Annotated in this window: 23 protein-coding genes and 2 pseudogenes; 9 read left to right on the top strand and 16 right to left on the bottom strand. The window is 69.9% G+C overall.

Annotated features, from left to right (window positions below):
- Positions 1–144: 144 nt before the first annotated feature.
- From E1182_RS15260 to E1182_RS15245, 4 genes are all read right to left on the bottom strand, one after another.
- Positions 145–411: an SMI1/KNR4 family protein gene (locus E1182_RS15260; protein WP_132265404.1), complete on the bottom strand. Its 267-nt coding sequence runs from the start codon at positions 409–411 to the stop codon at positions 145–147.
- Positions 412–526: 115 nt separating this feature from the next.
- The gene (locus E1182_RS15255; RefSeq protein ID WP_132265402.1) at positions 527–844 is read right to left on the bottom strand and encodes an antibiotic biosynthesis monooxygenase; all 318 of its coding nucleotides are present in this window, start codon (positions 842–844) and stop codon (positions 527–529) included.
- 520 nt (positions 845–1,364) lie between these two features.
- On the bottom strand, positions 1,365–1,712 hold the full coding sequence (locus tag E1182_RS15250) for a hypothetical protein (protein ID WP_207921405.1): 348 nt from the start codon (positions 1,710–1,712) through the stop codon (positions 1,365–1,367).
- Positions 1,713–2,258: 546 nt separating this feature from the next.
- Entirely contained in the window at positions 2,259–2,591 is a 333-nt protein-coding gene (locus E1182_RS15245) for a nuclear transport factor 2 family protein (RefSeq protein ID WP_132265400.1), read from the bottom strand.
- A 249-nt stretch (positions 2,592–2,840) separates the two neighbouring features.
- Between E1182_RS15245 and E1182_RS15240 the strand changes: the two genes are divergently transcribed.
- Complete coding sequence (locus tag E1182_RS15240; protein WP_207921404.1) at positions 2,841–3,479, top strand: TetR/AcrR family transcriptional regulator; 639 nt, start codon at positions 2,841–2,843, stop codon at positions 3,477–3,479.
- Positions 3,480–3,676: 197 nt separating this feature from the next.
- On the opposite strand, the gene E1182_RS15235 is transcribed toward E1182_RS15240, so the two are convergent.
- The 5 genes and pseudogenes from E1182_RS15235 to E1182_RS15215 all read right to left on the bottom strand — a co-directional run bounded on the left by E1182_RS15235 (position 3,677) and on the right by E1182_RS15215 (position 7,151).
- The gene (locus E1182_RS15235; RefSeq protein WP_132265398.1) at positions 3,677–4,105 is read right to left on the bottom strand and encodes a SitI3 family protein; all 429 of its coding nucleotides are present in this window, start codon (positions 4,103–4,105) and stop codon (positions 3,677–3,679) included.
- Between the two features lie 13 nt (positions 4,106–4,118).
- Positions 4,119–4,504: pseudogene (locus tag E1182_RS32220) on the bottom strand (hypothetical protein).
- Between the two features lie 208 nt (positions 4,505–4,712).
- Positions 4,713–4,973, bottom strand: a pseudogene (locus E1182_RS15225) (DUF6244 family protein); the annotation flags it as partial.
- 16 nt (positions 4,974–4,989) lie between these two features.
- The gene (locus E1182_RS15220; RefSeq protein ID WP_165942616.1) at positions 4,990–6,372 is read right to left on the bottom strand and encodes an MFS transporter; all 1,383 of its coding nucleotides are present in this window, start codon (positions 6,370–6,372) and stop codon (positions 4,990–4,992) included.
- A 29-nt stretch (positions 6,373–6,401) separates the two neighbouring features.
- Entirely contained in the window at positions 6,402–7,151 is a 750-nt protein-coding gene (locus E1182_RS15215) for an SDR family NAD(P)-dependent oxidoreductase (protein WP_132265394.1), read from the bottom strand.
- A 70-nt stretch (positions 7,152–7,221) separates the two neighbouring features.
- Between E1182_RS15215 and E1182_RS15210 the strand changes: the two genes are divergently transcribed.
- The 3 genes from E1182_RS15210 to E1182_RS15200 all read left to right on the top strand — a co-directional run bounded on the left by E1182_RS15210 (position 7,222) and on the right by E1182_RS15200 (position 9,681).
- The gene (locus E1182_RS15210; protein WP_132265392.1) at positions 7,222–8,196 is read left to right on the top strand and encodes a LysR substrate-binding domain-containing protein; all 975 of its coding nucleotides are present in this window, start codon (positions 7,222–7,224) and stop codon (positions 8,194–8,196) included.
- Positions 8,197–8,435: 239 nt separating this feature from the next.
- Positions 8,436–8,963, top strand: coding sequence for a hypothetical protein (locus tag E1182_RS15205; RefSeq protein WP_132265389.1), 528 nt, complete (start codon positions 8,436–8,438; stop codon positions 8,961–8,963).
- A gap of 205 nt (positions 8,964–9,168) precedes the next feature.
- Complete coding sequence (locus E1182_RS15200) at positions 9,169–9,681, top strand: tetratricopeptide repeat protein (RefSeq protein WP_207921403.1); 513 nt, start codon at positions 9,169–9,171, stop codon at positions 9,679–9,681.
- A 333-nt stretch (positions 9,682–10,014) separates the two neighbouring features.
- Here E1182_RS15200 and E1182_RS31115 read toward each other — a convergent pair whose 3' ends face one another.
- The gene (locus E1182_RS31115) at positions 10,015–10,665 is read right to left on the bottom strand and encodes a CGNR zinc finger domain-containing protein (protein ID WP_165942615.1); all 651 of its coding nucleotides are present in this window, start codon (positions 10,663–10,665) and stop codon (positions 10,015–10,017) included.
- Between the two features lie 577 nt (positions 10,666–11,242).
- Here E1182_RS31115 and E1182_RS15190 point away from each other — a divergent pair.
- The 3 genes from E1182_RS15190 (at position 11,243) to E1182_RS15180 (ending at position 15,674) form a co-directional block, all read left to right on the top strand.
- A complete protein-coding gene (locus E1182_RS15190) occupies positions 11,243–12,463 on the top strand; it encodes an MFS transporter (RefSeq protein WP_132265384.1) in 1,221 nt (406 codons plus the stop codon).
- Positions 12,444–12,854 (top strand): glycosyltransferase, encoded by a 411-nt coding sequence (locus E1182_RS32990; RefSeq protein WP_132265408.1) that lies wholly within the window; start codon positions 12,444–12,446, stop codon positions 12,852–12,854. The genes E1182_RS15190 and E1182_RS32990 overlap by 20 nt, the downstream gene beginning before the upstream one ends.
- A gap of 675 nt (positions 12,855–13,529) precedes the next feature.
- Complete coding sequence (locus E1182_RS15180) at positions 13,530–15,674, top strand: glycoside hydrolase family 3 protein (protein WP_132265382.1); 2,145 nt, start codon at positions 13,530–13,532, stop codon at positions 15,672–15,674.
- Positions 15,675–16,139: 465 nt separating this feature from the next.
- Here E1182_RS15180 and E1182_RS15175 read toward each other — a convergent pair whose 3' ends face one another.
- Complete coding sequence (locus tag E1182_RS15175) at positions 16,140–16,736, bottom strand: ClpP family protease (protein WP_132265406.1); 597 nt, start codon at positions 16,734–16,736, stop codon at positions 16,140–16,142.
- Between the two features lie 132 nt (positions 16,737–16,868).
- Positions 16,869–17,555 (bottom strand): helix-turn-helix domain-containing protein, encoded by a 687-nt coding sequence (locus E1182_RS15170; RefSeq protein WP_132265380.1) that lies wholly within the window; start codon positions 17,553–17,555, stop codon positions 16,869–16,871.
- A gap of 151 nt (positions 17,556–17,706) precedes the next feature.
- Here E1182_RS15170 and E1182_RS15165 point away from each other — a divergent pair, with 151 nt between their 5' ends.
- Positions 17,707–18,723, top strand: coding sequence for a TrkA family potassium uptake protein (locus E1182_RS15165; protein WP_132265379.1), 1,017 nt, complete (start codon positions 17,707–17,709; stop codon positions 18,721–18,723).
- A gap of 62 nt (positions 18,724–18,785) precedes the next feature.
- On the opposite strand, the gene E1182_RS15160 is transcribed toward E1182_RS15165, so the two are convergent.
- From E1182_RS15160 to E1182_RS15150, 3 genes are all read right to left on the bottom strand, one after another.
- On the bottom strand, positions 18,786–19,820 hold the full coding sequence (locus E1182_RS15160) for a 2-oxoacid:ferredoxin oxidoreductase subunit beta (RefSeq protein ID WP_132265376.1): 1,035 nt from the start codon (positions 19,818–19,820) through the stop codon (positions 18,786–18,788).
- Positions 19,813–21,657, bottom strand: a complete 1,845-nt coding sequence (locus E1182_RS15155) for a 2-oxoacid:acceptor oxidoreductase subunit alpha (RefSeq protein ID WP_132265374.1) — start codon at positions 21,655–21,657, stop codon at positions 19,813–19,815. Before E1182_RS15155 ends, E1182_RS15160 begins: the two co-directional genes overlap by 8 nt.
- A gap of 293 nt (positions 21,658–21,950) precedes the next feature.
- Complete coding sequence (locus tag E1182_RS15150) at positions 21,951–23,330, bottom strand: hypothetical protein (RefSeq protein ID WP_132265372.1); 1,380 nt, start codon at positions 23,328–23,330, stop codon at positions 21,951–21,953.
- 145 nt (positions 23,331–23,475) lie between these two features.
- Here E1182_RS15150 and ndhC point away from each other — a divergent pair, with 145 nt between their 5' ends.
- Positions 23,476–23,853, top strand: a complete 378-nt coding sequence (ndhC, locus tag E1182_RS15145) for an NADH-quinone oxidoreductase subunit A (protein ID WP_132265369.1) — start codon at positions 23,476–23,478, stop codon at positions 23,851–23,853.
- A gap of 6 nt (positions 23,854–23,859) precedes the next feature.
- On the opposite strand, the gene folP is transcribed toward ndhC, so the two are convergent.
- A complete protein-coding gene (gene folP, locus E1182_RS15140) occupies positions 23,860–24,729 on the bottom strand; it encodes a dihydropteroate synthase (protein WP_132265367.1) in 870 nt (289 codons plus the stop codon).
- Positions 24,730–24,831 lie beyond the last annotated feature (102 nt).

The raw sequence follows: 24,831 nt of genomic DNA, 5'->3' as shown, positions 1-24,831 counted from the left end.
GAATCCGCCGCTCAATTGGGTGCCCTGCTCGATAGGTCGCCGACCCCGAGCCAGAGGGCAGAGGCCAACCACGCGCATCATGGTCGGCAGCCATCCGTGACGGTCGACGCGCGTTGACGGCGGCAGAAGCGGATGGTTGGCCGGCTACGACCTGAGCCCGTGGCGCGCGATGAACTCCAGGAAATCGGCTGTCTCCAGCTCCGGGTTTCCAGCGTCGTGGAAGTGAAACCAGACCTCGTCCTGGCAGCGACCGTCGGTGACCGGAAAGCCCCAATGGTCCCCGGTGCCGGCCGGCGCGATGGCGATGAACTCTCGGTCGGGGAACTCCCGGTCGTTGACCGACGTGACGTCGTCGCTGTAGCTGCCACGGTTGACGATCGGGGAACAGGTCGACGAAGCCGAACATGTCACCGCCGTAGCCCATCATGAAGCTCTTGTATTTTGCCGAAAGGGTGACCGAACTGCGCCCGATCCGCAGCAGATCCACGCACCCGACTTGGTCGGCTTCTGGGCGTGCCGCCGCTGCTCATTCCATACGCCAGCCACCGGGCAACTGGCCGCCGTGCACGTTCATGCGCTCGACGGTCGATGCTCCCTGCAGGAGTCCCGTCGCGCCGATCCGGGCAACCGTTTCGCGGTAGTTCGGTGACGCTTCGAGCGATTCAGCCGCCGCGTCGTCTTCCCAGAGGGTCACCACCGCGCACTCGGTGCCCGCCCGCCCGAACAGCAGGCCGAGGAAACCCGGTTGGCCGCTGAACATTGGCAACGACTCCTCGGCGGCGAAACGCTCGTACTCGGCGGCCCGACCCTCGTCTATCCGCGTGCGCCAGATTCGCATGATCATGCTCTCATGATGCCCCGACAACAGCCCGACGCACAGCGGCCACCTGCACCGCCGCCCGGTTCGCGGCTACTTGTTTCATTGATTGACGACCGCAGCCCGGCCAGGCTTGGTCGAGGTGACCGGCGGAGTCGCTCGCTCGCGGCTGCCCACCGTAGTTCGGTGTGGCTCACTCGTGGCATGCGCCCTGCCGGTCACCGCGGCGCGGAGAGGCTCCAGAGGGGACTGTCCAGCTCAAAGTAGCGCTGCCCTCCCGCCGACACCCATCGTCGGACCAGGGAGGGGCAACCATGAGCGTGCATCCGATCACGGCGGGCTGTTCGCTCCGACGTGTTTGTGCGGGTGGGTTTCGACTATTTGATAAGGCGCAGTAGGTGTGGCGTGGTGAGATCCGTGCCGCGCGACTTGTGGGGGTGGGCCTTCGTTGGTGATCCGGCCACCGGCCGGGCCGGAGGCCGGGAATCCGGATCATGAGAGGCGTGATCCGGATTCCCGGCTTTGTTCGTCCGCTGTGGGGAGGAAGTCAATTGGAGGGTTTGCGGAACTGGTTGATCATCGCTGCGTAACTGTCGTCGGCGTGGCCGTCGGCTGCCGTGCGTTTGGCCAGTTCCAGGAAGAAGTTCGGCAACTCGGTGTTGACGCCGAGGGCCTCGGCCTCCTGGACCAGGTGCTCCATCCCGCCCATGTGGATGGCGACGGTGGCGTCGGTGGCCGGATACTTGCCCTCGTCGATTTGCTGTGCGTATGCGGAAACGTAGTCGGTTGTCACGTTGATCGCGGTGCTGGCCAGGGTCGCGAAGGTCGTCGCCTTGACGTTCGCGGTGCCCAGCAGTGCGGCACCCTGCAGGAAGCCGTTCAGGACACTCCACATGATGCTCAGGCGGCCAACGCATGGCCCATCAGTCCCAGGCCAACAACGGTGACCGGCGACTGCGAGGGGGAAAGGGTGGACATATGTGCTCCTGCGCATCTCATGCGGCGTCCGCCGCGACGGGTGTGGTTGCCGTAGTCAGGGCTCGGGCGTGGTAGGTTGCCGGTCCGGACGGCTCGGCCAGGTATGTCGTGATGGTCACCGAGTCCAGCGCAGCGGCGGGGAACGGCACGTGTCGGTGGCCAACTCGGCGCCGGGAGGCACGGTGAAGGCCGGTTCCCGGCCACGGTCAGTACGCGCAGGGTGTCGGGCTTGATCGCGGCGTCGCCTGTGGGCGACCGCGACATTAAGGCATTCGACGGGCAATGGGCCGGTGCCGTATCGGTTGGACAACCGCACTTTCAACATGTCGCCGCCAACGGTGAGCCGGACGGCTTGGCGGAGGGTTTGGTTGATGAACCGGTCCTCGGACCAGTTGGGCCGAAGCTGGCACTCGGCCGTTGCGGCTAGGTGGACCAAGCGGCAGTCCAGCCGTGCTGCGCGTGCCTATGCGAAGAACCCGACGATGCTGCGAATCCGGTCCCCGGCGAACTCGACGACGTCGTAGCCGGTGGCGACCGTGCCGAGTTTCCAGCGGAACAGTGCGCGGTCGTGGTGGACGCCGACCACGGTGTCGAGGGTGAACCTCAGGTCGCCGAGCTTCTCCCGGGCGCGGCCGATCGCCTCAGACAGTTCGGCGTGCCCACGCAGGCCCGCGTTTTCGGGGTCGGCGTAGAGCGAGTCCTCGGTGAGGACGGACTTCATCAGCGTCACCCGGGCAGCGGCGTCTTGCTCGTTCCAGATGTCGAGGTAGCCGAGGATCACATCGGTGGCGCTCACTTGCTGGCTCCTTCCAAGGGGGTGTTGTAGTCGAGTGCCACGACGCGCCGGGTCAACGCCAGCAGCCCGAGACCAGGTCCTTCTCTGGTCACAGCTCTTTCTACATGCCGACTTATTACTACACGCCGTTTAATTTGAATACGCTGTAGATTAGCTCAACCCTGTAGAGTGTCAAGTGTGAGCGACCACACGATGAGACGCCGTGACCGGCTACGCGCCCAGACCAGCGACGAGATCAAGGCGATCGCCATGAAGCTCATGGCGGACGGCGGCCCGGACGCCATCTCGCTACGCGCGATCGCCCGCGAGATGGGCATGACGGCCGGCGCGATCTACAGCTACTTCGCCACCCGCGATGACCTGATCACCGCGCTCATCGGCGATGTCTACACCTCAGCGGTCGACGCCGCCGAGGTCGCCCGCGACTCGGTGCCGGAAACTGATCCAGGCGGCCGGATCCTCGCCTGGGCCCAAGCCTCGCGCGAGTGGGCGTTGGCCAACCCCGAAGGCTTCCGGCTGATCTACGGCGACCCCGTGCCTGGCTACCACCCGCCCGGCGACGGCCCCGGCAAACAAGCCGAGATTCGCGCCTGCAGCGGACTGATCGGCCTCGTCGCCGCAGCCTGGACGACAGTCCAGGCACGCCAATCCGAGGACCGTGCCTACAGCTGGGCCGACTTCGACCCGGACCTGGTAGCCCATGTCCGGAAGGACTTTCCGGACCTGCCACCGGCAGGCATCGCGATGACGCTAAGAGTGTGGGGCCGCATGCACGGGCTCATGGTCCTAGAGATCTACGGCCACCTACGCACCGTCATCCACGACCCGGCCACTGTCTACCGCGACGAGATGCACGACCTCATCGCCTCCCTCGGCCTCATATCGTGACCGCAGCCCTCAGCATCACCACTACCGATACCCGCCCGAGAACCGGCCGGGCCGAGCGCAAGATCAAATAACTGAAGTTTCATGACGCACTCACTGAAGATTGGTGCGCTAACCACCGAAGACCCGCGCCGCTCAACACACCGAGCGGCATGGCACTCGCACGGAGCCTGGTCGAATCAGCCCAAGATCGGAAGCACTCATCTCGGCAGATGTGCGCCGTCGGTGTTGTGCTTTTGGATGGTTCCCGCGACGCGCGTGAGCATGAGCACGTCGTCGTTGAGGGTGAGGGCCGCGTCCTCGGCCGTGCCGGCGAGGATTCTGGCCACGGTCGCCAGGATGTGGGGTTTGCCCTTGTCGGTCAGGGTGTCCTTGCGTATGTGGAAGCTGACGTCGACGTAGGTCTCCGGCTCCCACTGCCACAGGGAATCCCCGTCGTCCTCGGCGCAGTAGTAGCCGTGCCTGCCGCCGGTGATGTCCACGACGTACCCGTGCTCGTCGTTCAGGTCGGCGCTGAGCCGCCGGCCGCCGGACGCCGTGGACGTCTCGACCGCTGCGGGTGCGGCCAGCTCCGTTACCTGCTCCAGTGGGATGTCGCCTACCAGCGTCAGCCGGTACTCGACAGCCATCCGCGCCCCTTTATCAGTCTCGCCGGACGATCTGAATGGTCGCACCGTCGCGGGTTACCGCCGTCAGTTCCTTCAGCCCTGTGATGGGCCAGTCGTGGAACTGCTTGCGCAGGGCGGCGGGGTTTCCTTGCCAGTCGTGGAGGTTGAGTATCACGCGTTGGGTCTGCTCGGTGTCGACCTTCCTGGACACCGCGCTCAGACGGCGCGGGCCGGCACCGGAGCAGTGGGCGCGTAGCAGTCGAGGACATGCCCCTCGATGAGGAAGTCGGGGGCCTTCTCCGGCCTCCCAGAGTCTCCGGTTTCGCGTCGCGCGTCCCCGACTTGCTGCCTCGTGGGGTTCTGGTGAACCCGGTACCCGTTGCCGGCGATCCTGTCGGCACACTCGTTCTCCAACTCCAGGGCACGCCGCTCCCGTGGCTTCTCGTTCGGGAGATCCGGGTTCGACGTCCGGTAGGTGACCCACCGAGCAAGCCGGTGGGACGCCTGGTCCACGCGGTTCCCGCGTCCGCATCCGGGGAAACGGCCCCGCCCTGGGTGAGGGTCGTCGGGGGTGGGCCGCCGGTGGTGTCAGGGGTAGGGCTGGCTGGTGGATGACCGCCAGCCCTCGTCAGTTTCCCGACGATCCCAACTGCCCCGCCTCAGCGATCGTCGCTTCGATGGACTGCCGGGCGCCAGCGGTGCCCGCGACGACCAGCGCCAGGACCTGCTTGATGCTGTCCAGGGCCTGCAGCAGCGGCCCGGGCTGCCCGCCCTGCAGGATCCTGGCGACGAGTTGCTGCGCCTCACCGACTCCGGTGACCCCGGCAGCCGCCTCACGAGCGGCGTCCACGGCGCTCTGCACGGGTGCCAGCCCGGCGATCGTCTCCTGGGATGGTTTCAAAGGGCTAGTAACGGCTGGCGGGACTGGTGTCGATGCCGGCCCGGATGCGGTTTCCGGCTGCGGCGATGACGGCGCCGGCCACGGCGACGAACGCGCCGAGGCGCAGCCCGGTGCCGTAGCCCGACGTCAGCACCTCTGGCCGGGCCGACTTGACGGCCGCGGCGCTGACGAGCACGGCGACGCCGACGGCGATTCCGAGTTGCTGGGCGGTGTTCAGGATGCCGGACGCTCGGCCCTTGTCCGCCGGGGCGAGGCCGGCGGTACCGGCGATCGTGGCGCCGACGAACGCGGTGCCGAGCCCGAGCCCGAACAGCAGCAGGCCCGGAAGGAGGTCGCGGAGGTAGGATCCGTCGACTGGCAGGTACCCGAGTAACAGCTGCGCCGCGGCGACGAGCAGGAGCCCGGTCACGACGAGGATGCGGGCCGGGACACGACCTGCGAGCCGCGCGGCGGCTGTGCTTGCGACGAGCGCCAGCAGGGCGCTCGGCGCGATGGCGAGCCCGGTCGCGGTCGGCCCGAGGCCGATGATCCGCTGCAGGTACAGCACGAGGAAGAAGCCCTGGCTGCCGACGACCGCCATGAGGCACGCGATGGCGACGGCCGCGATCGGCACGGGCCCCTGGGTGAGCGCCGGCAGCGGCACGAGCGGGTCGGGCGAGTGCGCCTCGACGATCCCAAACGCCACGAGCAGCACGGCGGCGGACGCGAGCAGGGCCACTGTGCCGAGCTCGGTCCAACCTGCGGTCTGACCACGGGTCACGGCGAACACCAGGGTCGCTGTGCCCAGCGTCGCGGTGATCGCGCCGGGCACGTCCAGCCGCGCGGCCCGTGCATCGACCGGTCGCGCGGACGGCGCGGGTGGCAGAAGATGGACGGCGAGCGCGACTGCGGCAGCTCCCAACGGCACGTTGACCGCGAACACGAGGTGCCAGCCCGCAAGATCGGTGAGCACCCCGCCCAGGATCAGGCCCGTGGCCGCCCCGGACGCACCGAGGGCGGCCCAGATCCCGAGTACCCGGTTGCGGCCGGGACCCTCCGGATAGAGGTCAAGCAGCAGGGCGAACGCTGCGGCGGAGGCGAAGGCCGCCCCGGCGCCCTGCAGCGTGCGGCCGGCGAGCAGCACCGGCATCGTCGGGGCCACCGCGCACAGCAGCGAGGCGGCGGTGAACGTCACGGTGCCCGCCGCGAACACCCGGCGTCGTCCAGCGAGGTCGGCGAACCGGCCGGCGAGCAGCAGCAGGCCTCCGAACGCCGCCGCGTACAGAGAGAGCACGTACTGCAGGGTGTGCTCGTCGGTGGCCAGGTCGACGCGGATGGCGTCCACGGCCACCGTCGTGATCGTGCTGTCGAGCACCACCATGAACTGAACGACGCAGAGTACCGCCACTGCGGCTCGACGCCGGGTGTCGCCGCCGGTCACGCCGTCAGGCCGCCGTCGAGCGGGACGATCACTCCGTTGAGGTATTCGGCGCCGGGGCCGGCGAGGAAGGTCACGACGGCGGCCACGTCCGCCGCGGTAGCCAGCCGGCGGGCCGGGATCGTCGGCAGCACGTCGCGCTCGATATCGAGGAACGCCTGTACCGGTGCGGACATGGGGCCGTCGACGACGATACCGGGATTCACCGCGTTGACGCGTACCCCGTCCGCGCCATGCTCCAGTGCCCAGGTACGGGTCAGATTGTCGAGCGCGGCTTTCGACGAGTTGTAGATCGCCGCACCCCAGAAGGTCTTGATCGTGCCGATCGAGCTGATGTTGACGATCCGTCCGGCGCCGGACGCGATCAGAGCCGGGAGTGCTGCCTGGGTCAGGAAGAATGCTGCCTTGTAGTTGAGCGCGACGACGCGGTCGAAGTCCTCCTCGGTGCCCTGGATCGCCGGTCCGCTGGTGTGCGCCGCGGCGTTGTTGACGAGGATGTCGAGCCGGCCGAATCGGTCGATCGCGGCATCGACGACGCGGCGGTGCGTGTCCCGGTCGGTCAAATCCGCGGCGACGAATGACGCGCGCGGCAGGTCCTTCACGACGGCCTCGCCGGCCTCGGCGCGGCGGCCGACGACGGTTACCGCCGCGCCGGCCTCGGCGAGGGCGCGGGCGATGACGGCTCCGATGCCCCCGGTCGCGCCGGTGACGATCGCTACCTTGCCGTCCAGGTTTGCTGTGGCGTTCATGTGGTCGACGGTAGGTACCGCAGTTCATAAGATCAAAGACCATGATCCAATGACTTGATAACGTGTAGATATGAAGTTCGAGTTGCGCCATCTGGAGGCGTTCGTCGCTGTCGCCGAGGAACTGCACTTCACCCGCGCTGCGGCCCGGCTGCACGTGGCCCAGCCGGCGCTCTCCCAGCAGATCCTGCGCTTGGAGTCGGCGCTCGGGGTCGACCTGCTGGTACGCGAGCGCCGCCGCACGGCGCTCAGCGACGCCGGCCGGCTCTTTCTGGTGGAGGCGCGGCGCACGCTGGAGCAGGCAAGGTCGGCGGAGTCGGTGGCCCAACGTGCGCGGCGCGGGGAACTGGGCCGGCTCCGCGTCGGCTACCATCCGACCGCCTCGTCCCAACCTTTCCTCGCCGCGCTTTCTGCCTTCGAGCGGATCGTTCCAGACGTCGAGTTGAGCCTGCGGGAGCTGCCGATGGGCGTCCTCGGTCAACCGCTGCTCGACGACGTGGTCGACATCGCGTTCGTCAGTACGCTCGGCGGCGTCGACTGCGGACAGCCGCAGCTGCGGATGCGGACCCTGTCGACCGAGCGGTTCCTCGTCGCCGTACCCGCGGGGCACGCGATCTCCACACAGGACGACATCGCGCTGCGCGACCTCGACGGGGAGACGCTCGTCATGCTGGGCCGTGACGTCTGCGCCTTCTGGCACGACGACCTGGTGTCGATGTGCGGGCGAGGTGCCTACACCCCCCGGTCGATCCGGTATGTCGGGGAGCTCGGCACGCAGCTCACGCTGGTCGCGGCTGGGCTCGGAGTGGCCCTGGTGCAGGAGTCCAGCAGGGTGGTACGCACCGAGGGCCTTAACTACATCCCCATCCGGGACGCCGACCGGCCGGTGATCTCCGCGGCAATGTGGCGGGCGACAGATATGTCACCAGTGCTCACCCGGTTTCTGGCCCTGTTGCCCGCAGCGGCGCCCGAGCAACACGGCGGCCAACCGAACGAGGCGATGGACTGCCCCAATCAACGACGTAGCTCCGCCGACTCAGCAGAATAGCTACCGGCATCGCTGGCGCCGGTCGGACGGGTGCCAGAACGGCGCGGACCTGAGCCTCGCCCGATTCGCTGTGCGCGCCACGTCGTCATACAGGACCCCGAGGATAGCGAGCTCAGCGTCGCTCGATGTCATGATCAGGTGAGCGCGTTCCGGCATCCGAACCTGCCGCGATCCCCGCGCTACGTGCCGCAGCGATAAGCCCACTCGGCCGACGTGCGTGCGCACCCTATTGTTTTGACATGATCGAGCCTGCTGCCCGGACGACCCGCAATCGGCGCAGCAACAGCGTATTCGTACTTGCGTGCATCAGCTTGGTGCTGTCGCTGATCGCGTGCGGTGTGGCCGGGCTGGTCTTCGGCGACAACGAACGAGATCCGCTCCCGGTGCAGTCCGGGCCGCAGGTCGCCAGCGCGGCTCAGGTAGAAGCCGTCGCTCACGTGACCCTGCCTCCCGGAACCGTGCTGCTGTCCGCCGCTTACCGCAACGGCCTGGAAACCCTGCTGTCGGCGAAGTTCCGCATGCCCCGTACTAGCCTCGACGCCTTCATCGCCGAGGCAAAGTTCACGGCGGCTTCCGTACCCGGTGTTCGGGCAGTCGACGCGAGACACAACGTCGGTGGCGGCAACCTGTGGGACCCCGAAACCGCCACGACCGTCTCCGGCATCGTCGAGGAGGAACCCACCGCCGACGGCACGCGCCGATCGGTCCTGTTCAGCCTCGACGCACCCGACGTGGTCACCGTGTACCTGTACGCCAGCCGCAACTGAACCCCGCGGACATCCTCTTCCGCCGCCGACCGGGCATTACGTTGCGTGACAGGCGCCGGGTAGGCAAACGCTCGGTCGTGCCGAGGAGCGTGTGTCCCGCGCTCATGCCCGGTGCGCGCTGGGCCGGTCCGCGGGTAGGCGCCTGCGGACGAGGCTGCGGTAGGGTCAGTGGATCTTCAGACTCGTGCGCGAGGGGGCTGCCGCAGTGACGATTGACGTGACGCCCGAACTGGCCGAGGCGATTCAGCGCGGTTACGACCAGCGCGACCGGGCGAACATGGCGCCGACGATCGCCTACTTCCAGGCGCTGCTCGCCGAACACCCTGATCACCCCGTCCTGATGTACGAGGTGGGTGGCGCCTATGACACCGCGGGTCAGGAGGAGACCGCCCGCGGCTACTACGAGCGGGCGCTCGCCCTCGGCCTCGACGGCGACGTCCTGCTTCGGTGCCTGTGCCAGTACGCCAGCACCCTGCGGTGGCTGGGCGAGCTGGGCGAGTCGCTGGAGGTGCTCGACCGCGCCCGCCGGGAGTTCCCCGACTCCGACTCCGTACGCGTCTTCCGGGCGCTGACCCTCAACGACGCCCAGCGGCCGGACGAGGCGGTGGCCGAGTTGCTCACCGTCGTCACCGCGCACGCGGAGGTCACCGACCTGGGGCGGTGGGCGGTCGGGCTGCGCGGGCTCGCCCAATGGCTCGCCGACGGCCGCCCCGAATAGGGAGCACCTACCCTGCGCAAGGCCAGCGCAGGGGGATTGACAGGTGGTGACGTTGGCCGGTGGGCGCATCCGCGACCAGCATGCACAGGGCAGTGATCGACAGTGGATCGGCTCGATAGCTGCCTCTGCCACCGACAGCGCACTCACGGCCGTCGGTGGGACCTGTCCTCGCATTCGTCGCTACGCGACCATCGCACGAGACCGGCATCGGCTTGAGGTGATCGCGGCACTCGCGCACTGACACCGCCGATCGGGCACGCTGGCCTGCCCGGACAACCCAACCCGCAGCGACCGGTACGGCAGCGCTGCGCTGATGCCGCCATCGTCGGCTGCCTACGAGCTGGGGAGCCGGGCGGCGCGGCGACGCTCGGTGAGTCGTCGCGCCTTTACGGTGTTGCCGCAGTCGGCCATGCGACACCAGCGTCGGGAACCGTTGCGGCTCTGATCGAGGAACAGCCAGCCACAGCCACCTTCGAGCACCGGGCAGCGGCGCACCCGGGTCAGGTCGGCCGTCAGCATGACGTCGAGCGCGGCCCCGGCGATCCGGTCGGGCACCAGCATGGCCGGCACCGTGCCATAGGTCAGCCGCACCCGCGACGAGTCGAGCACGAATCTTGCTCGGACGGCCGCGCCGGACCAGCGCTGATGTAGTGCGACCAGCGCGGCGCCGGCCGCGACAGGGTCACCCGCCGTACCACCGTCGGCGTCGGTGATCGCCGCGAGCATCACGAGATACAGCCCTTCACGGATGTCGCGCACGGCGGCCAGTCCCGCGTGCGCCGCCGCGGGCTCGTCGCGCCACGCCCGGCCAACCAGGTCGGCCTCCGCGTCGCTGATCACGCCCACCCGCACCGACCAGCGCAGCAACGCGGAACTGTCGGACAGGAAGTCGTGAGGCGACTCGCCCCCTCGTTCGAGCGTGTTGACCAGATCGAGTACAGGGTGCCCGCCGACCAACGGCAGCTGGCACACGTCGGATGGCATACCAAAAATGCTACCACCTAGATCCTCAAAAGAGGTTAAGCCTTGTCGAGTCAGGGCCGGTGAGCGCGGCAGGCCGCCCCGCCGATCGGCTTGCTGTCCGAGTCGACTCTGATCAGGACGGTACCCGGTGATGACGAACCGTCTCGTCGAAACTTCTGGCGCCTGTCGTAGAGGCGGTCGCTGGTGTCCTGTCCGGATCGGGTCTGCTGGAGCGGCCAGCCGCCGGTCAGCGTGCCGCACGAGCCCGGTGGGCAGCCGGGCGTGGCTGGTGCGCGCCACGCTCGCGGCCCCGGCTGCTGGCCGGACCGGAGCGGAGGTTCCGGCCATGATCGGCGCATGACCACTGAGATGACATCGCGTAAGTCGCACGGCACCGGCGTTGGCGTGCACCGAAGCTCCACAGTGTCATCACGGCGGAGGGCGGTGCGCTGAAATGCTACCATCAAAACGGCTTTAGCTGGTTTGGGTGGGCGGATGTGCGATTGGGTAGCGCCATCGAGGCGATCGAGTGTCTGTTGCGTACCGCTTGCGTGGCGGCTTCTTGCTAGACCTTGTCCAGGACCCGGGAGGGGAGCCCATGGTGCACCAACGACGCGCGGTCTGTGCCCTCGTCGCGTTGTCCGCCGCCACTTTCTGTTACGTCACCACCGAGGTGCTTCCGATCGGGCTGCTCACGCTGATCGCGCCAGACCTGGGACGCTCCAGGTCCGAGGCCGGTCTGCTGGTGACCGGGTACGCCGTGGTGGTCATGATTGTGGCGCTCCCGCTGACCCGGGTCACTCGGCGAATGCCCCGGCGCCCGCTGCTCGCCGGCTCCCTCGGTGTGTTCGCCGCGGCGACGACGGTGTCGGCTCTCGCGACCTCCTATGAGGTGTTGCTCGCCGCGCGGCTGCTGTCCGCCGCCACCAACGGTGTCTTCTGGGCGGTGGTGTTCCCCGTGGCGATCTCGATGTTCCCCGCGAACATCCGAGGCCGCATCGTGGCTCGGCTGTCGATCGGTAACGCTCTCGGCCCGGTCCTCGGCGTGCCGGTGGGCACCTGGTTGGGCGGGCAGGCCGGGTGGCGGGCTGCCTTCGTGGCGATGGCCGTCTTCGGCTTCGTCACCTGTATCGCCGTCGCCCTGGTCCTGCCGAGCGTCAAACCGCACCAGAGTGGGGGCGACATCGGGCCGATGCCGGATCGGCGCCGCTTCGTGATGCTCCTCGCCGCCACCATCCTCGCGGTCACCGGCGCCATGGGGGCGTTCACCTATATGACCGTCTTCCTCCTCGACGTCAGCGGGTTCGCCGCAACGTCTCTCGGCATGCTGCTCTTCGTCCAAGGCTCGTTCGGCGTCGCGGGCACCTGGGCGGTCGGCCGGGTCCTGGACCGGTTTCCACTCGGTGTCGTGCTGGGTCTACTCGGGCTCATCACCGCCGCGATGCTCGGCCTCTACGGAGTGGGCGCGAGCAAGGTATTGACGGTTCCGTTGCTCGCTGTGGCGGGGATGTCGTTCAGCTCGCTGATCGCGGGAATCCAGCACCGCATCATGCAGGTGGCCCCGTCGACCACCGACATGGCGTCGGCCAGCCTCGGCGTCGCGTTCAACCTCGGCCTCGCGTCCGGCTCGTTCATCGGCGCGGGCCTGCTGGCGACGGCCGGAGTGCGCGTCATCCCGTTGTTCGGTGGCCTGCTGACGGCCGCGGCGTTCGCGTTGCTCGCCTGCCACGAAGTGTCCCGTAGGAGAAAGGAGGCCACAACAACCATCGGTCGTAGCCCCGACCTACAACCGGTCGGACATTCTGCAGCTCACGCTTGAGCCCCTCGTCCCACAGGACCTGGATCCCGATGACTACGAGGTGCTGGTGGTCGACGATGGATCGTCCGACGACACCTCGGACGTCGTGAAGAAGTACATGGACCAGATGAACCTCCGCTACTTCCTCCAGGAGGACGAGGGTTACCGGCCACCGGGGCCCGGCCGGTCGGCGGCGGCGGGTAGCAGGTCCACCGCCTCCCCAGCCGGACCGTCCCGGCGACGCGGCGCACCGTGGCGGCCAGCGAGCCGGACGTCAGCTCGACGATCTCGACGAGCTGCAACTGTGGCTGGTCAGCCATTGCCTGCCTCCAGGACGAAACGCTCGATCTGTTCAGGCGACAGCCCGGATAGCGGCCCACATACTCCAGGGAATCCTGATCGCCGGCGGTGACGCCCGGTAGCAGCCCTGCCGCGGACGCCCAGCATCTGAGCATTGACGGAGGTCATACGTCGTACCATGATGTCAGTCAATGCGTTTGCTGGCGGGTGCACGTCCAGCCTGGGGGATCAAGATGGGTCCGAATCCGTCGACGTCCGGCTCCACCGTTGATCGACGTAGGTTGCGGGTGGCTGGCGTCGTCACGGCGGCCGTGGTGGGAGATGCCGCGCCCCCGCCGTGGGCGAGTGTCGCGGCCGCTTCGGCACTCGTGCCTCTGAACCCGCTGACTGGAGGCTCGGTTGCGTGGATACGCCACAGCCAGGCCGACGGCGGTGCGGCGGTTCGCTCACGTCGCCGCGCTCGACCCCCTAACCACCAACTCCGGCCAGCTCAATGGCCTGTGCGCCGGCTCCATCGTGGGCAGGTGAACTCTTCACCCCGGCTCCCACAACCAGTGGGCGGGTGATGCCGCCGGTTCCGGCGCGGTCAACGCGCACATCCCCACCTCGGGCCTGTACGGCGGCATCAATCGGCAGTGGAGGACGTGCAGATAGAGCCTGTTTCACAGGTCCGGCCGATCAGCACCGAGCAGAAGTTACCGAGTGAGGATCTAGCGCTAGCGGTACGGCGGACGACCCGGGGCATCAGGGCTGCCGGGCACCGGCCGTGCCGCAGGGGGGAGACGATATGCGAACGCGTTCATGGGTGCACGTGCTGGGCGTGATCATGCTGGCCGTCACACCGCTACCGGCACAGCCCGCGGCTGCCCAGCCGGCGGCGGCGAAGCCCACTGACGCCGCGTACCTGGACGCCCGGCAGCCGGTGGAGCGCCGCGTCGCCGATCTGCTTGGTCGCATGACGTTGGTGGAGAAGATCGGCCAGATGACGCAGGCGGAGCGGGCGGCGGTAGCCGAGGATCCGTCGCGGGTGGCGCAGTGGGGGCTCGGCTCGGTGCTGTCCGGTGGCGGCTCGGTACCCACCCCCAACACCCCTGAGGCGTGGATCCAGATGGTCAACGAGTTCCAGCGGCAGGCGCTGCGGACGCGGCTGGGCATCCCGATGATCTACGGGATCGACGCGGTGCATGGGCACGGCAACGTGTACGGGGCAACGGTGTTCCCGCACAACATCGGGCTCGGCGCCACCCGCGATCCGCGGCTGCTGGAGAGGGTCGGCAGGGCCACCGCCGACGAGGTGTTGGCCACCGGCATCCGGTGGAACTTCGCGCCGTGTATCTGTCCGGCGCGGGACGAGCGGTGGGGCCGCACGTACGAGAGTTTCAGCGAGGACCCGGCGCTGGTCGCCTCGCTGGCCACGGTCATCGACGGCCTGCAGGGGCGGCGCCTGGGCGATGGTGTGCTGGCCACCGTGAAGCACTTCGCCGGCGACGGCGACACCAAGTACGACCAGGCGATCGCCGACGCCAACGAGGGTAAGCCGTGGTCGGAGCAGCGTTACCCGATCGACCAGGGGGTGACCGTCACCAACCGTGCCGACTTCGCCCGGATCAACCTCGCGCCGTACGTGGTCGCGCTCGGCAAGCGCGACGTGGGCAGCGTCATGCCGTCGTTCTCCAGTGTGGACTGGACCGAGGACGGGGTGGGCAACCCGACGAAGATGCACGCCAACCGCGATCTGATCACCGGCACGCTCAAGGGCCGGCTCGGCTTCGACGGGTTCGTCATCTCCGACTGGGAGGGCATCCACCAGATCTCCGACCCGGCCGACCCTGCGAACACCGGGCTGACCCCGTACAAGGTGCGGGTCGGGGTCAACTCCGGCATCGACATGTTCATGGAGCCCAACACCGCCAAGCAGTTCGAGGACCTGCTGCTGGCCGAGGTCGAGGCCGGCCGGGTCAGCATGGCGCGGATCGACGATGCGGTGCGCCGCATCCTGCGGGTGAAGTTCCAGCTCGGGCTCTTCGAGGACCCGTACACGTCGGCCGACCGCGTGGGCGAGGTCGGCAGCGCCGCGCACCGCGCGCTGGCCCGGCAGGCCGTCGCGCAGTCGCAGGTGCTGCTCAAGAACAGCGGCGGCACGCTGCCGCTGCGCTCCGACGCCAAGGTGTACGTCGCCGGGCGCAACGCCGACGACATCGGCAATCAGGCCGGCGGCTGGACGATGACCTGGCAGGGGGCGTCCGGCGACATCATCCCGGGTACAACGATCCTCGAGGGCATCCGCGAGGTCGCGCCCCGCGCCACGGTCACGTTCAGCGCGGACGCGTCGGCCCCGACGGCCGGCTCGGACGTCGGTGTCGTGGTCGTAGGCGAGACGCCGTACGCCGAGGGCTACGGCGACGTCGGCGGCCCGGAGTGCGGCTGGTGCACGGGGCCGCAGCAGGAGGAGAAGTCGCTCAACCTCCAGCCCGGCGACCGGGCCGTGATCGACAAGGTCTGCTCCGCGATCGACAAGTGCGTCGTCGTCGTGGTCTCCGGCCGACCGCAGGTGCTCACCGACCAGCTCGGGCAGATGGACGCGCTGGTCGCGTCCTGGCTGCCGGGCAGCGAGGGCGCCGGCGTGGCGGATGTGCTCTTCGGCAAGCGCCCGTTCACCGGTCGGCTGCCGATGACCTGGCCGCGCAGCGAGGCCCAGGTGCCGATCAACGTCGGCGACGCCGACTACCGGCCGCTGTTCCCGTACGGCTGGGGTCTGCGCACCGGCAAGGCCCGGTCGGCGCTGGACAAGGCCCGCGACGCCGCACAGAACGCGGTGGTCGCGGGGCGGGCGCGCAGCGACTGGGCGCGGCTGATCGCCGACGCCGACCACGCGCTGGCCCGCGGTGACGAAGGCCGGGCGTACTGGCTTCTGCGCCGCGTACCACGCTGACCCGTACCGGAGAAACGACCAGGGCGCCCCGCGTGGGGCGCCCTGGCTCCGTCTACCCGACGATGAAGCTGGTATGGCGCTCGGGCACCGCGCAGGAGGCAGCCAGCGCGGCGGTCGCCCTCGGCGACTACGTGGACACGCGGATCGGTGAGAAGGCGTGCCTGAGCGCGGTCGATCGAGGCTTTCTCGTCTTCGCCCGTGCCGGCGCACCAGATCTGCGAACCGGTATGGGCGACGTCCGGACCGAACCGGTGCAGCACGGCGTACCACCAGCTTGTAGCGGTACCAGTCATCCGCTGCGCCGGTGCCGTCCTCAAGGGTGGCCCTGACAGAGAAACCAGCGTGCAGGAGGGTGACCGGTCTGCCCCAACCTTAGTGCCGGCGTACCCAGTCGCGGCCGGCCGGGCCCATCCGGGCCGACAGGTCCCGGTCGCGGAGCAGGCTGACCATGCGGTCGGCGGCCGGTCAGCCGCCGAGCTGGTCGGCGTGGCTGATCACCCGGTCGACCAGGCCGTACTCGCGGGCCTGTTCGGCGGTGAACCAGCGGTCCCGGTCCCAGTCACGTTGGATCTCGTCGAGGGTGCGCCCGCTGTGCCGGGCGATCAGCTCCTGCATGGTTTTCTTCACGTGCAGCATGTTCTCGGCCTGGATGGTGATGTCGGCGGCCGTGCCGCCCATCCCTCCGGAGGGCTGGTGCATCATGATCCGCGAGTGGGGCAGCGCGAAGCGCTTGCCGGCCGTCCCGGCGCAGAGGAGGAACTGCCCCATCGAACCGGCGAATCCCAGCGCCAGGGTGGCCACGTCGTTCGGCACGTACCGCATGGTGTCGTAGACGGCCATGCCGGCGCTGACCGAACCGCCTGGCGAGTTGATGTAGAGGTAGATGTCCCGCCGGCTGTCCTCCGCGGCGAGCAGCAGGATCTGGGCGCAGATCTGGTTGGCCGAGGCGTCGGTGACCTCCGTGCCGAGGAAGACGATCCGTTCCCGGAGCAGCCGCTCGAAGACCTGGTCACCCAAGGGCGCCTGTGGGCCGTCCAGCATCCGCACGTCGTACCCGATCATTTCGACCACCCTCCCGCGTTGCCGGCGGGCGACGGGATTCGCCCGGGGACCGGCGATCCCAGCCTGCGCCCGGCGGTGGTCGGGAGCCCAGCGCTTCTGCCGCCGGCAGATCTGCCGGCGGCAGAAGCGCATCTACCGGACGGTCAGCCGCTGCCGGCCCGCGCGGACCCGGCGGCGGGCCGACACCCTGGGGGTACGCGGACCGGAGTGCTCGACGGGTGCGAACAACCGGACCCGCAGCCCCGTCGCGCCGACCAGCCCGGCCGAGCACGAGGCCGGCGGAGCCACCGGCGGCACGGCCCCGAAGCCGGATGTGTCGACGTGCGGCAGCCGGCCGCCGGCCGAGCGGAACGACCGGTCGGCATGCGACCGGAGGCCGCCGACAGTGGGTGCCGGACCGCGCAGCCGGAGCAGCCGCGTGGCCGGCGCCGATGCGGACCCGGCGACGGGCGTGGCGGCACGCGGCTCGGGCGTGGGCAGGTCGGCGTGGAAGCCGATCCGCAGGCGCGGGCCGGCGTCGGTGCGGACGGCCGGCGCCTGGTCCAGCCGGACCAGCGTCACCCGGGGGGCGGTGGGCACCCGCCGCTCGACCCGGCGCAGGTCGTCGCGGGCCTCCTCCAACAGGTCGGACAGGTTGATCCCGAGGGCACGGCAGATCGCGGCGAGCACCTCGGAGGATGCCTCCTTGCGCCCGCGTTCCACCTCGGACAGATAGGGCAGCGAGACGCCGGCGGCCTGGGCCACCTCGCGCAGGGTACGACCCTGGCGCTGGCGTACCCGGCGGAGCACGCCGCCGATCACCCGGCGCAGTAACGACATCGGGGCCTCCTCGTGCGCGTCCGGACTTCCACCATCATGCCGGCTCCCGGTCCGGTCGGCCGCCCCGGTACGCCACCCCGGCGTGCGGATGCACCGTCAACCGCTATGTTGTGCTCGTGCAGGAGACGGCAAGGTCGGGACAGGTCCCGCGGTGATCCATTTCCCGGCGCAGCGACGGGGGCCGCTGAGCGCACTCAGCCTCCGGGTGGCCGCCGCCATCGGGTTGGTGTGCGTCGTGGTCGTCGTGGTCTACCTCGAACGGGACGGCTACCGCGACGTCAACGAGGACGGTCTCACGCTGATCGACTGCTTCTACTACGCGGTGGTCTCGCTCTCCACCACGGGGTACGGCGACATCACCCCGGCCTCCCAGCAGGCCCGGCTGGTCAACGTCCTGGTCATCACCCCGGCCCGGGTGCTCTTCCTGATCATCCTGGTCGGCACCACCCTGGAAGTCCTGACCGAGCAGTACCGGACCGGCCGTCGCCTGGTGCGGTGGAGGAGGACCGTGAAGAACCACGTCATCATCTGCGGCTACGGCACCAAGGGGCGCAGCGCGGTCTCCGCCCTGCTGGAGAACGGGCTGGACAAGTCTCGCATCGTGGTGGTGGAGCGCAGCGGGGCCGCACTGCGGCAGGCCACCTCGGCCGGGCTGGTCGCCATCGAAGGGTCCGCCACCCGTTCGGCGGTGCTGGAGGAGGCGCACGTCCGCACCGCCCAGGCGGTGATCATCGCGACCGACAGCGACGACGCCTCGGTGCTGGTCGCGCTCACCGCCCGGCAGCTCACCGCCGGCCAGGTCCGGATCATCGCCGCCGCCCGGGAGGCGGAGAACGCCCCGCTGCTGCGGCAGAGCGGCGCCCACCACGTGATCGTCTCCTCGGCCACCGCCGGCCGTCTGCTGGGCCTGTCCACCTCCGCGCCGCCGCTGATCGACGTGGTGGAGGACCTGCTCACCCCCGGTCAGGGCATGGCGCTGGCGATGCGCTCGGCGGAGCGGCACGAGGTGGGCAAGTCGCCTCGGGAACTGGAGTCGCTGGTGATCGCGCTGGTCCGCCGGGGCAAGGTGGTGACCCTGGCCGACCAGGCCGGCGCGGTCATCGAGACCGGCGACATGCTGGTGCACGTCCGCGACGACCGCCCGACGGCCGGCACCGCAACCTCCTGACACTGCCACGGCGGCCGCCCCGGGGTACGGGACGGCCGCCGTGGTCGGTCGGGGTCAGCGGGTCAGAGGATCGTCCAGGTGTCGCCACCGGCCAGCAGGCCGGCGAGCTGCTGCTGCGGGGTCTCGGTGACCTTCGCCCTGGCGGTGGCCACCTGCTCCTGCACGACGCTGTCGTACGACGGGCGGTCGACGGCGCGGAACACGCCGATCGGGGTGTTGCGCAGATCCGGTCCGGGCAGCCGGGACAGGGCGAACGCGTACGCCGGGTCGGTGACCGTGGCGTCGTGCACCACGATCTCCTCGGCCGGCGTGCTCGCCGTCTCCCGGACCTCCAGACCGAACCCGCCCGGCGGGTGGACCACGCAGAACTGCCCGGTGGAGCCGAACGTGATCGGCTGCCCGTGCTCCAGCCGGATCAGGTGGTCATCGCGGGTGGCCGGCTCCTTGAGCTGGTCGAACGCGCCGTCGTTGAAGATGTTGCAGTTCTGGTAGATCTCCACGAAGGCCGAGCCGGAGTGCTGCGCGGCAGCCCGCAGCACCGACTGGAGGTGCTTGCGGTCGGAGTCGATGGTACGGGCGACGAAGGTGGCCTCCGCGCCGAGCGCCAGCGACAGCGGGTTGAACGGGGCGTCCGCCGAGCCGGCCGGGGTCGACTTGGTGATCTTGCCGACCTCGGAGGTGGGCGAGTACTGCCCCTTGGTCAGCCCGTAGATCCGGTTGTTGAACAGCAGGATCTTGAGGTTGACGTTGCGGCGCAGCGCGTGGATCAGGTGGTTGCCGCCGATGGAGAGGGCGTCGCCGTCACCGGTGACCACCCAGACCGACAGGTCCGGCCGGGACACCGACAGCCCGGTGGCGATCGCCGGGGCACGGCCGTGGATCGAGTGCATCCCGTAGGTGTTCATGTAGTACGGGAACCGGGACGAGCAGCCGATGCCCGAGACGAAGACGATGTTCTCCCGGGGGATGTTCAGCTCCGGCATGAAACCCTGGACGGCCGCCAGGATGGCGTAGTCGCCGCAGCCGGGGCACCAGCGCACCTCCTGGTCGGACTTGAAGTCCTTGGCGGTGAGCTTGAGAGCGACGGGCTCAGACATTCTTCAGGACCTCTTCCAGCATCGTCTCCAGCTCGACGGCGGTGAACGGCAGGCCGCGGACCTGGTTGTAGCCGATCGCGTCGACCAGGTACTTGGCCCGGATCACGTGGGCGAGCTGGCCGAGGTTCATCTCGGGGATGACCACCCGGTCGTAGGCGCGCAGCACCTCGCCGAGGTTGGCCGGCATCGGGGCCAGGTGCCGCAGGTGCGCCTGGGCCACGGAGAGCCCGCGCTGGCGCAGGCCCCGGCAGGCCGCACCGATCGGGCCGTAGGTCGAGCCCCAACCGAGCACCAGCACCCGGGCGTCGCCGTCCGGGTCCTCCACCTCGACGTCCGGCACCGGGATCGTCTCGATCCGGGCGGCCCGGGTGCGCACCATGAAGTCGTGGTTGGCCGGGTCGTACGAGATGTCGCCGGTCTTGTCGGCCTTCTCCAGGCCACCGATCCGGTGCTCCAGGCCCGGTGTGCCCGGGACGGCCCACGGCCGGGCCATGGTCTCCGGATCGCGCAGGTACGGCAGGAAGGTGCCGTCCTCGCCGTTGGGCGCGGTGGCGAACTCGACCCGCAGGTCGGGCAGGGACTCCACGTCGGGCAGCAGCCACGGCTCGGAGCCGTTGGCGACGTAGTTGTCCGACAGCAGGAGCACCGGGGTGCGGTAGGTCAGCGCGATCCGGGCCGCCTCCAGCGCCGCGTCGAAGCAGTCGGCCGGCGACTTCGGGGCGAGCACCGCGACGGGCGCCTCGCCGTGCCGGCCGTACAGGGCCATGTTGAGGTCGGCCTGCTCGGTTTTGGTGGGCATGCCGGTGGACGGCCCGGCCCGCTGCACGTCGACGATGACCAGCGGCAGTTCCAGCGCGACGGCGAGCGAGATGGTCTCGCTCTTGAGCGCCACCCCGGGGCCGCTGGTGGTGGTGACGCCGAGCGAGCCGCCGTACGACGCGCCCAGCGCCGCGCCGACCGCGGCGATCTCGTCCTCGGCCTGCATGGTGACCACGCCGAACCGCTTGTGCTTGCTCAGCTCGTGGAGGATGTCCGAGGCCGGGGTGATCGGGTACGCGCCGAGGAAGACCGGCAGCCCGGAGCGGACCCCGGCGGCCACCAGGCCGAGGGAGAGCGCAGCGTTGCCGGTGATGTTCCGGTAGGTGCCCGGCTGCATCTTCGCGGGCTTGACCTCGTACCGCACGGAGAACGAGTCGGTGGTCTCGCCGAAGTTCCAGCCGGCCCGGAAGGCGGCCACGTTTGCCGCGACCAGTTCGGGCCGGGCGGCGAACTTGCGCTCCAGGAAGCGCAGCGTCGACTCGTACGGCCGGGAGTACATCCAGGAGAGCAGGCCGAGGGCGAACATGTTCTTGGCCCGTTCGGCGTCCTTCTTGGACACCTCGTGCTCGGCCAGCGCGCCGACGGTCATCGAGGTCAGCGCGACCGGGTGCACGACGTAGCCGGTGAGGCTGTCGTCGTCCAGGGGGCTGGTGGTGTAGCCCACCTTGGCCAGGTTGCGCCGGGTGAACTCGTCGGTGTTGACGATGATGTCGGCCCCACGCGGCAGGTCGGCGAGGTTGGCCTTGAGTGCCGCCGGGTTCATCGCCACCAGGACGTTCGGGGCGTCGCCGGGGGTGAGGATGTCGTAGTCGGCGAAGTGCACCTGAAAGCTCGACACGCCCGGCAGCGTGCCGGCGGGAGCCCGGATCTCGGCCGGGAAGTTGGGCAGGGTGGAGATGTCGTTGCCCAACTGCGCCGTCTCGGAGGTGAACCGGTCGCCGGTCAGCTGCATGCCGTCGCCGGAGTCGCCGGCGAACCGGATGACCACCCGGTCCAGTTGACGGATCTGCTTGGTCACGCCTGCACCTCGTTTCGCTCAGCCTCGTCCCGCGGGCGGCTGAACATGATGGTGACCTCGCCTTGCCCGGCCACGTGACCTCCTTGACGCGCCGCTGCGCCGAATCACCCCGTGGCTGGTCCGGCCCGCTGTCGTTTCTCATCCCAGAGCCTACGTCGAGTCGTTAGGTCATCCTTGGTGGAGGTCCGACGACTGGGAACGGATATCGCGGGCTTATGTCCTTGTTTGCGCCGGTTTGTGACAGCCGCCGTAATCCAGATCACCGGGCGGCGGCCCTTACCGGATCACTCCGGTCAGTCGACGGCCGGGCTTCCCGCCGTATCCCGCGGCGCCGGGTCGTTCATCCGCCGCCGCAGCGACGTGGTGGCCCACCCGAGCGCCACGATCACCACCAGTGCGCAGACCGCGATCAGGGTAATCGCGACGCGCTGCACCGACCCGCCGCCGCCCGAGCCGCCCCCGGTCCCGGCGAGCACCCCCTGCGAGCCGGTCGGCGCCGGGGTGGCCACCGGGGTGGTGAGCGCGGCGGCCGCAGTGATCTTGAAGCTCGTCCGGATCTCCCGGGTCCGGCCGCTGCGCGGCTCCAGCACACCGATCAGCGCTCCCGCCAGCGGCGCCTCCCGCTGGGCCTCCGGGGTGGCCACCACCGGTAGGCGCAGGGTCTGTGTCCGGCCGGCGGGCAGCAGCCCGAGGTCGCAGCGGACACGCGACAGCGGTGCCACGGTGCAGCCGGCGGGGGCGTTCGGCACGCTCACCCCGTCCGGTAGGACCACCTCCACCCGCCCGGCAGCGTCCACCTGGCCGGTGTTGCCCAGTCGGACGGCCAACTCCGTCGGGCCGCCGCTGATGTCGAAGGTCACCTCGTCGGCTTCGAGCAGGATCCCGGGCACCGGCGGGCCGGGCGGGAAGAGCACCGCGAAGCCCTCGTCGTCCTCGGCGACGGCGGTCGACCCGGCGGCGGTGGCGGTGACCCGCACGAAGCCGCTCAAGGGCATGCCCCGCCACGCGTCACCGTCGACGCGTACCTTGATCACGGTGGTGAACCGGGCGCCGGGCGCCGTCGTCCACTCGCCGCAGCGCCAGGTGCCGCCACCGGCGGTGGCGCAGCCCGAGGTTCCGGCGTCGGCCACTCCGGCGGGCAGGGTGTAGGAGAGCCGGACCTGCTCGGTCACCGTCGCGGTGTTCTCGACGGTGATCCGCAGCCCGGTCACCGTGCTCTCCGCGTTCCAGTAGTCGGGGCCGAGTGAGATGTTCCGGGTGGTGATCCGGACGCCCGGCCCGTCGTCGGCCGGTGAGTCCGGCCGTTGTGCCCGCGGCGGCACCGATTTCGCCGTGCCGCCCCGCGACGGGGCCGGCCTGGCGGTCGGCGTGGCCGTGGTCGGTGTCGGCCGGGGGGTTGTCCGGTCGGGCGGCAGCGTTGGTGGCGCGACGGTGGGCAGGGGATCGCCGCTGGTGTCCGTCGGAGGGGTGTCGGTGTCGCCCGCCGGTTTCGCGCCGTGCCGCGCCGTGTCGGTGACCGCGACGGCGGGGCGGGCGGCCGAGGGTGCGGCCGTGGCCAGGCTCGGGGCCATCGCCAGCCCCACCGCCAGTCCGGCCGCGAGTGACGCGGCGACCAGCGAAGAGGTACGCCGGGCGAGTCCCCGCAGGGCGGGGCGTACGTCCACGCGGGGCATCTGTCCTCCGTGACGCTGGGTGGAATTCCCATATTCGCGATGGTTGTCCGACGACAATACTGCTAGCGAGAAACAAGTCCGTGACGTGCTCGCACGCCGCCCCGGACCGGCCGATGGGCGGTGCCGCCCGGTAGGCTGACCCACTGTGACCGGTTACCTGGGCTCGTACGCGACGCTCGGGCTCCTGCTGCTCGCCAGCGTCCTCTTCTTCATTACGGCGTTCTCGGCCAACCGGGTGTTACGTCCCGGCCGGCCCGCCGATCCGTGGGGCAAGCGGGCCAGCTACGAGTGCGGCATCGACCCGGTCGGCGGGGACTGGGCGCAGATGCAGATCCGCTACTACGTCTACGCCTACCTCTACGTGCTCTTCGCCGTGGAGGCGGTGTTCCTGTTCCCGTGGGCACTGGTCTTCGACCGCCCCGGTTTCGGCCTGGTCACCGTCGTCGAGATGGGCGTCTTCGTGGCCGTGGTCGCCCTCGGCATCCTCTACGCCTGGCGGAAGAACATCCTCCGCTGGAGCTGAGCCGGTTCAGGCCAGGCCGCGCCGGGTGAGCGTAGGTGGGCGGTCGCCCCGGACGGACGCCACCATGTCCAGCACCCGGCGGGTCGGGCGCACCTGGTGGGCACGGAAGACCCGCGCGCCGAGCCAGGCCGAGACGGCGGTGGCGGCGAGGGTGCCCTCCAGCCGCTCCGGAACCGGCAGGTCCAGCGTCTCGCCGATGAAGTCCTTGTTCGACAGCGCCACCAGCAGCGGCCAGCCGGTGGCGGCGAGTTCGCCGAGCCGGCGGGTGATCTCCAGCGAGTGCCGGGTGTTCTTGCCGAAGTCGTGCGCCGGGTCGATGAGGACGCCGTCCCGGCGTACCCCGAGGGCCACCGCCCGCTCGGCGAGCCCGGTCACCGTCGTGACCACGTCGGCGACCACGTCCGCGAAGGCCGCCCGGTGTGGTCGGGTCCGTGGGGCGAGACCACCGGCGTGCGAGCAGACCAGCCCGGCACCGGTCTGCGCGGCGACCCGGGCCAGTGCCGGATCGGCCCCGGACCAGGTGTCGTTGAGCAGGTCCGCGCCGGCCGCGACCGCCTCCACCGCGACCTCGGCGCGCCAGGTGTCGATCGAGATGACCACCTCGGGAAAGGCGGCCCGGACCGCGGCGATGGTGTTTACCGTCCGCCGGATCTCCTCGGCCACGTCGACCTCGTCGCCCGGCCCGGCCTTCACCCCGCCGATGTCGATGATCTCGGCACCCTCGGTGACCGCGCACTCCACCGCACGCAACGCGCTGTCCTGCGCGAAGGTGGCCCCCCGGTCGAAGAAGGAGTCCGGCGTGCGGTTGACGATCGCCATCACCACCAGCTCGCCCGGGGCGAACGTCCGTCCGCCCAGCCGCAGCGTCCCGGCCATCCCGCCTCCCACCCGTACCTGGTCGGACCCCCCGACCGCAGCCGACGCTATCCGGTCGCACGGCGCGTCGGCGGGCGGGGATCGACGGCGACGGCGTGGTTG

Source organism: Micromonospora sp. KC721 (assembly GCF_004348355.1).
GTDB lineage: Bacteria > Actinomycetota > Actinomycetes > Mycobacteriales > Micromonosporaceae > Micromonospora.
Note: the sequence above shows the minus strand (reverse complement) of the source record. Positions and strands in the feature narration are given on the sequence as shown.

Excerpts from the sequence above, each read along its gene's own strand:
- E1182_RS15150 (WP_132265372.1), bottom strand. The coding sequence starts at position 23,330 with ATGCCCCGCGTGGACGTACGCCCCGCCCTGCGGGGACTCGCCCGGCGT.
- E1182_RS15180 (WP_132265382.1), top strand. The coding sequence starts at position 13,530 with ATGCGAACGCGTTCATGGGTGCACGTGCTGGGCGTGATCATGCTGGCC.
- E1182_RS15160 (WP_132265376.1), bottom strand. The coding sequence starts at position 19,820 with ATGTCTGAGCCCGTCGCTCTCAAGCTCACCGCCAAGGACTTCAAGTCC.
- E1182_RS31115 (WP_165942615.1), bottom strand. The coding sequence starts at position 10,665 with ATGCCATCCGACGTGTGCCAGCTGCCGTTGGTCGGCGGGCACCCTGTA.
- E1182_RS15250 (WP_207921405.1), bottom strand. The coding sequence starts at position 1,712 with ATGTGGAGTGTCCTGAACGGCTTCCTGCAGGGTGCCGCACTGCTGGGC.
- E1182_RS15255 (WP_132265402.1), bottom strand. The coding sequence starts at position 844 with ATGATCATGCGAATCTGGCGCACGCGGATAGACGAGGGTCGGGCCGCC.
- folP (WP_132265367.1), bottom strand. The coding sequence starts at position 24,729 with ATGGCCGGGACGCTGCGGCTGGGCGGACGGACGTTCGCCCCGGGCGAG.
- E1182_RS15235 (WP_132265398.1), bottom strand. The coding sequence starts at position 4,105 with ATGGCTGTCGAGTACCGGCTGACGCTGGTAGGCGACATCCCACTGGAG.
- E1182_RS15205 (WP_132265389.1), top strand. The coding sequence starts at position 8,436 with ATGATCGAGCCTGCTGCCCGGACGACCCGCAATCGGCGCAGCAACAGC.
- E1182_RS15240 (WP_207921404.1), top strand. The coding sequence starts at position 2,841 with ATGAAGCTCATGGCGGACGGCGGCCCGGACGCCATCTCGCTACGCGCG.
- E1182_RS15175 (WP_132265406.1), bottom strand. The coding sequence starts at position 16,736 with ATGATCGGGTACGACGTGCGGATGCTGGACGGCCCACAGGCGCCCTTG.
- E1182_RS15215 (WP_132265394.1), bottom strand. The coding sequence starts at position 7,151 with ATGAACGCCACAGCAAACCTGGACGGCAAGGTAGCGATCGTCACCGGC.
- E1182_RS15190 (WP_132265384.1), top strand. The coding sequence starts at position 11,243 with ATGGTGCACCAACGACGCGCGGTCTGTGCCCTCGTCGCGTTGTCCGCC.
- E1182_RS15210 (WP_132265392.1), top strand. The coding sequence starts at position 7,222 with ATGAAGTTCGAGTTGCGCCATCTGGAGGCGTTCGTCGCTGTCGCCGAG.
- E1182_RS15170 (WP_132265380.1), bottom strand. The coding sequence starts at position 17,555 with ATGTCGTTACTGCGCCGGGTGATCGGCGGCGTGCTCCGCCGGGTACGC.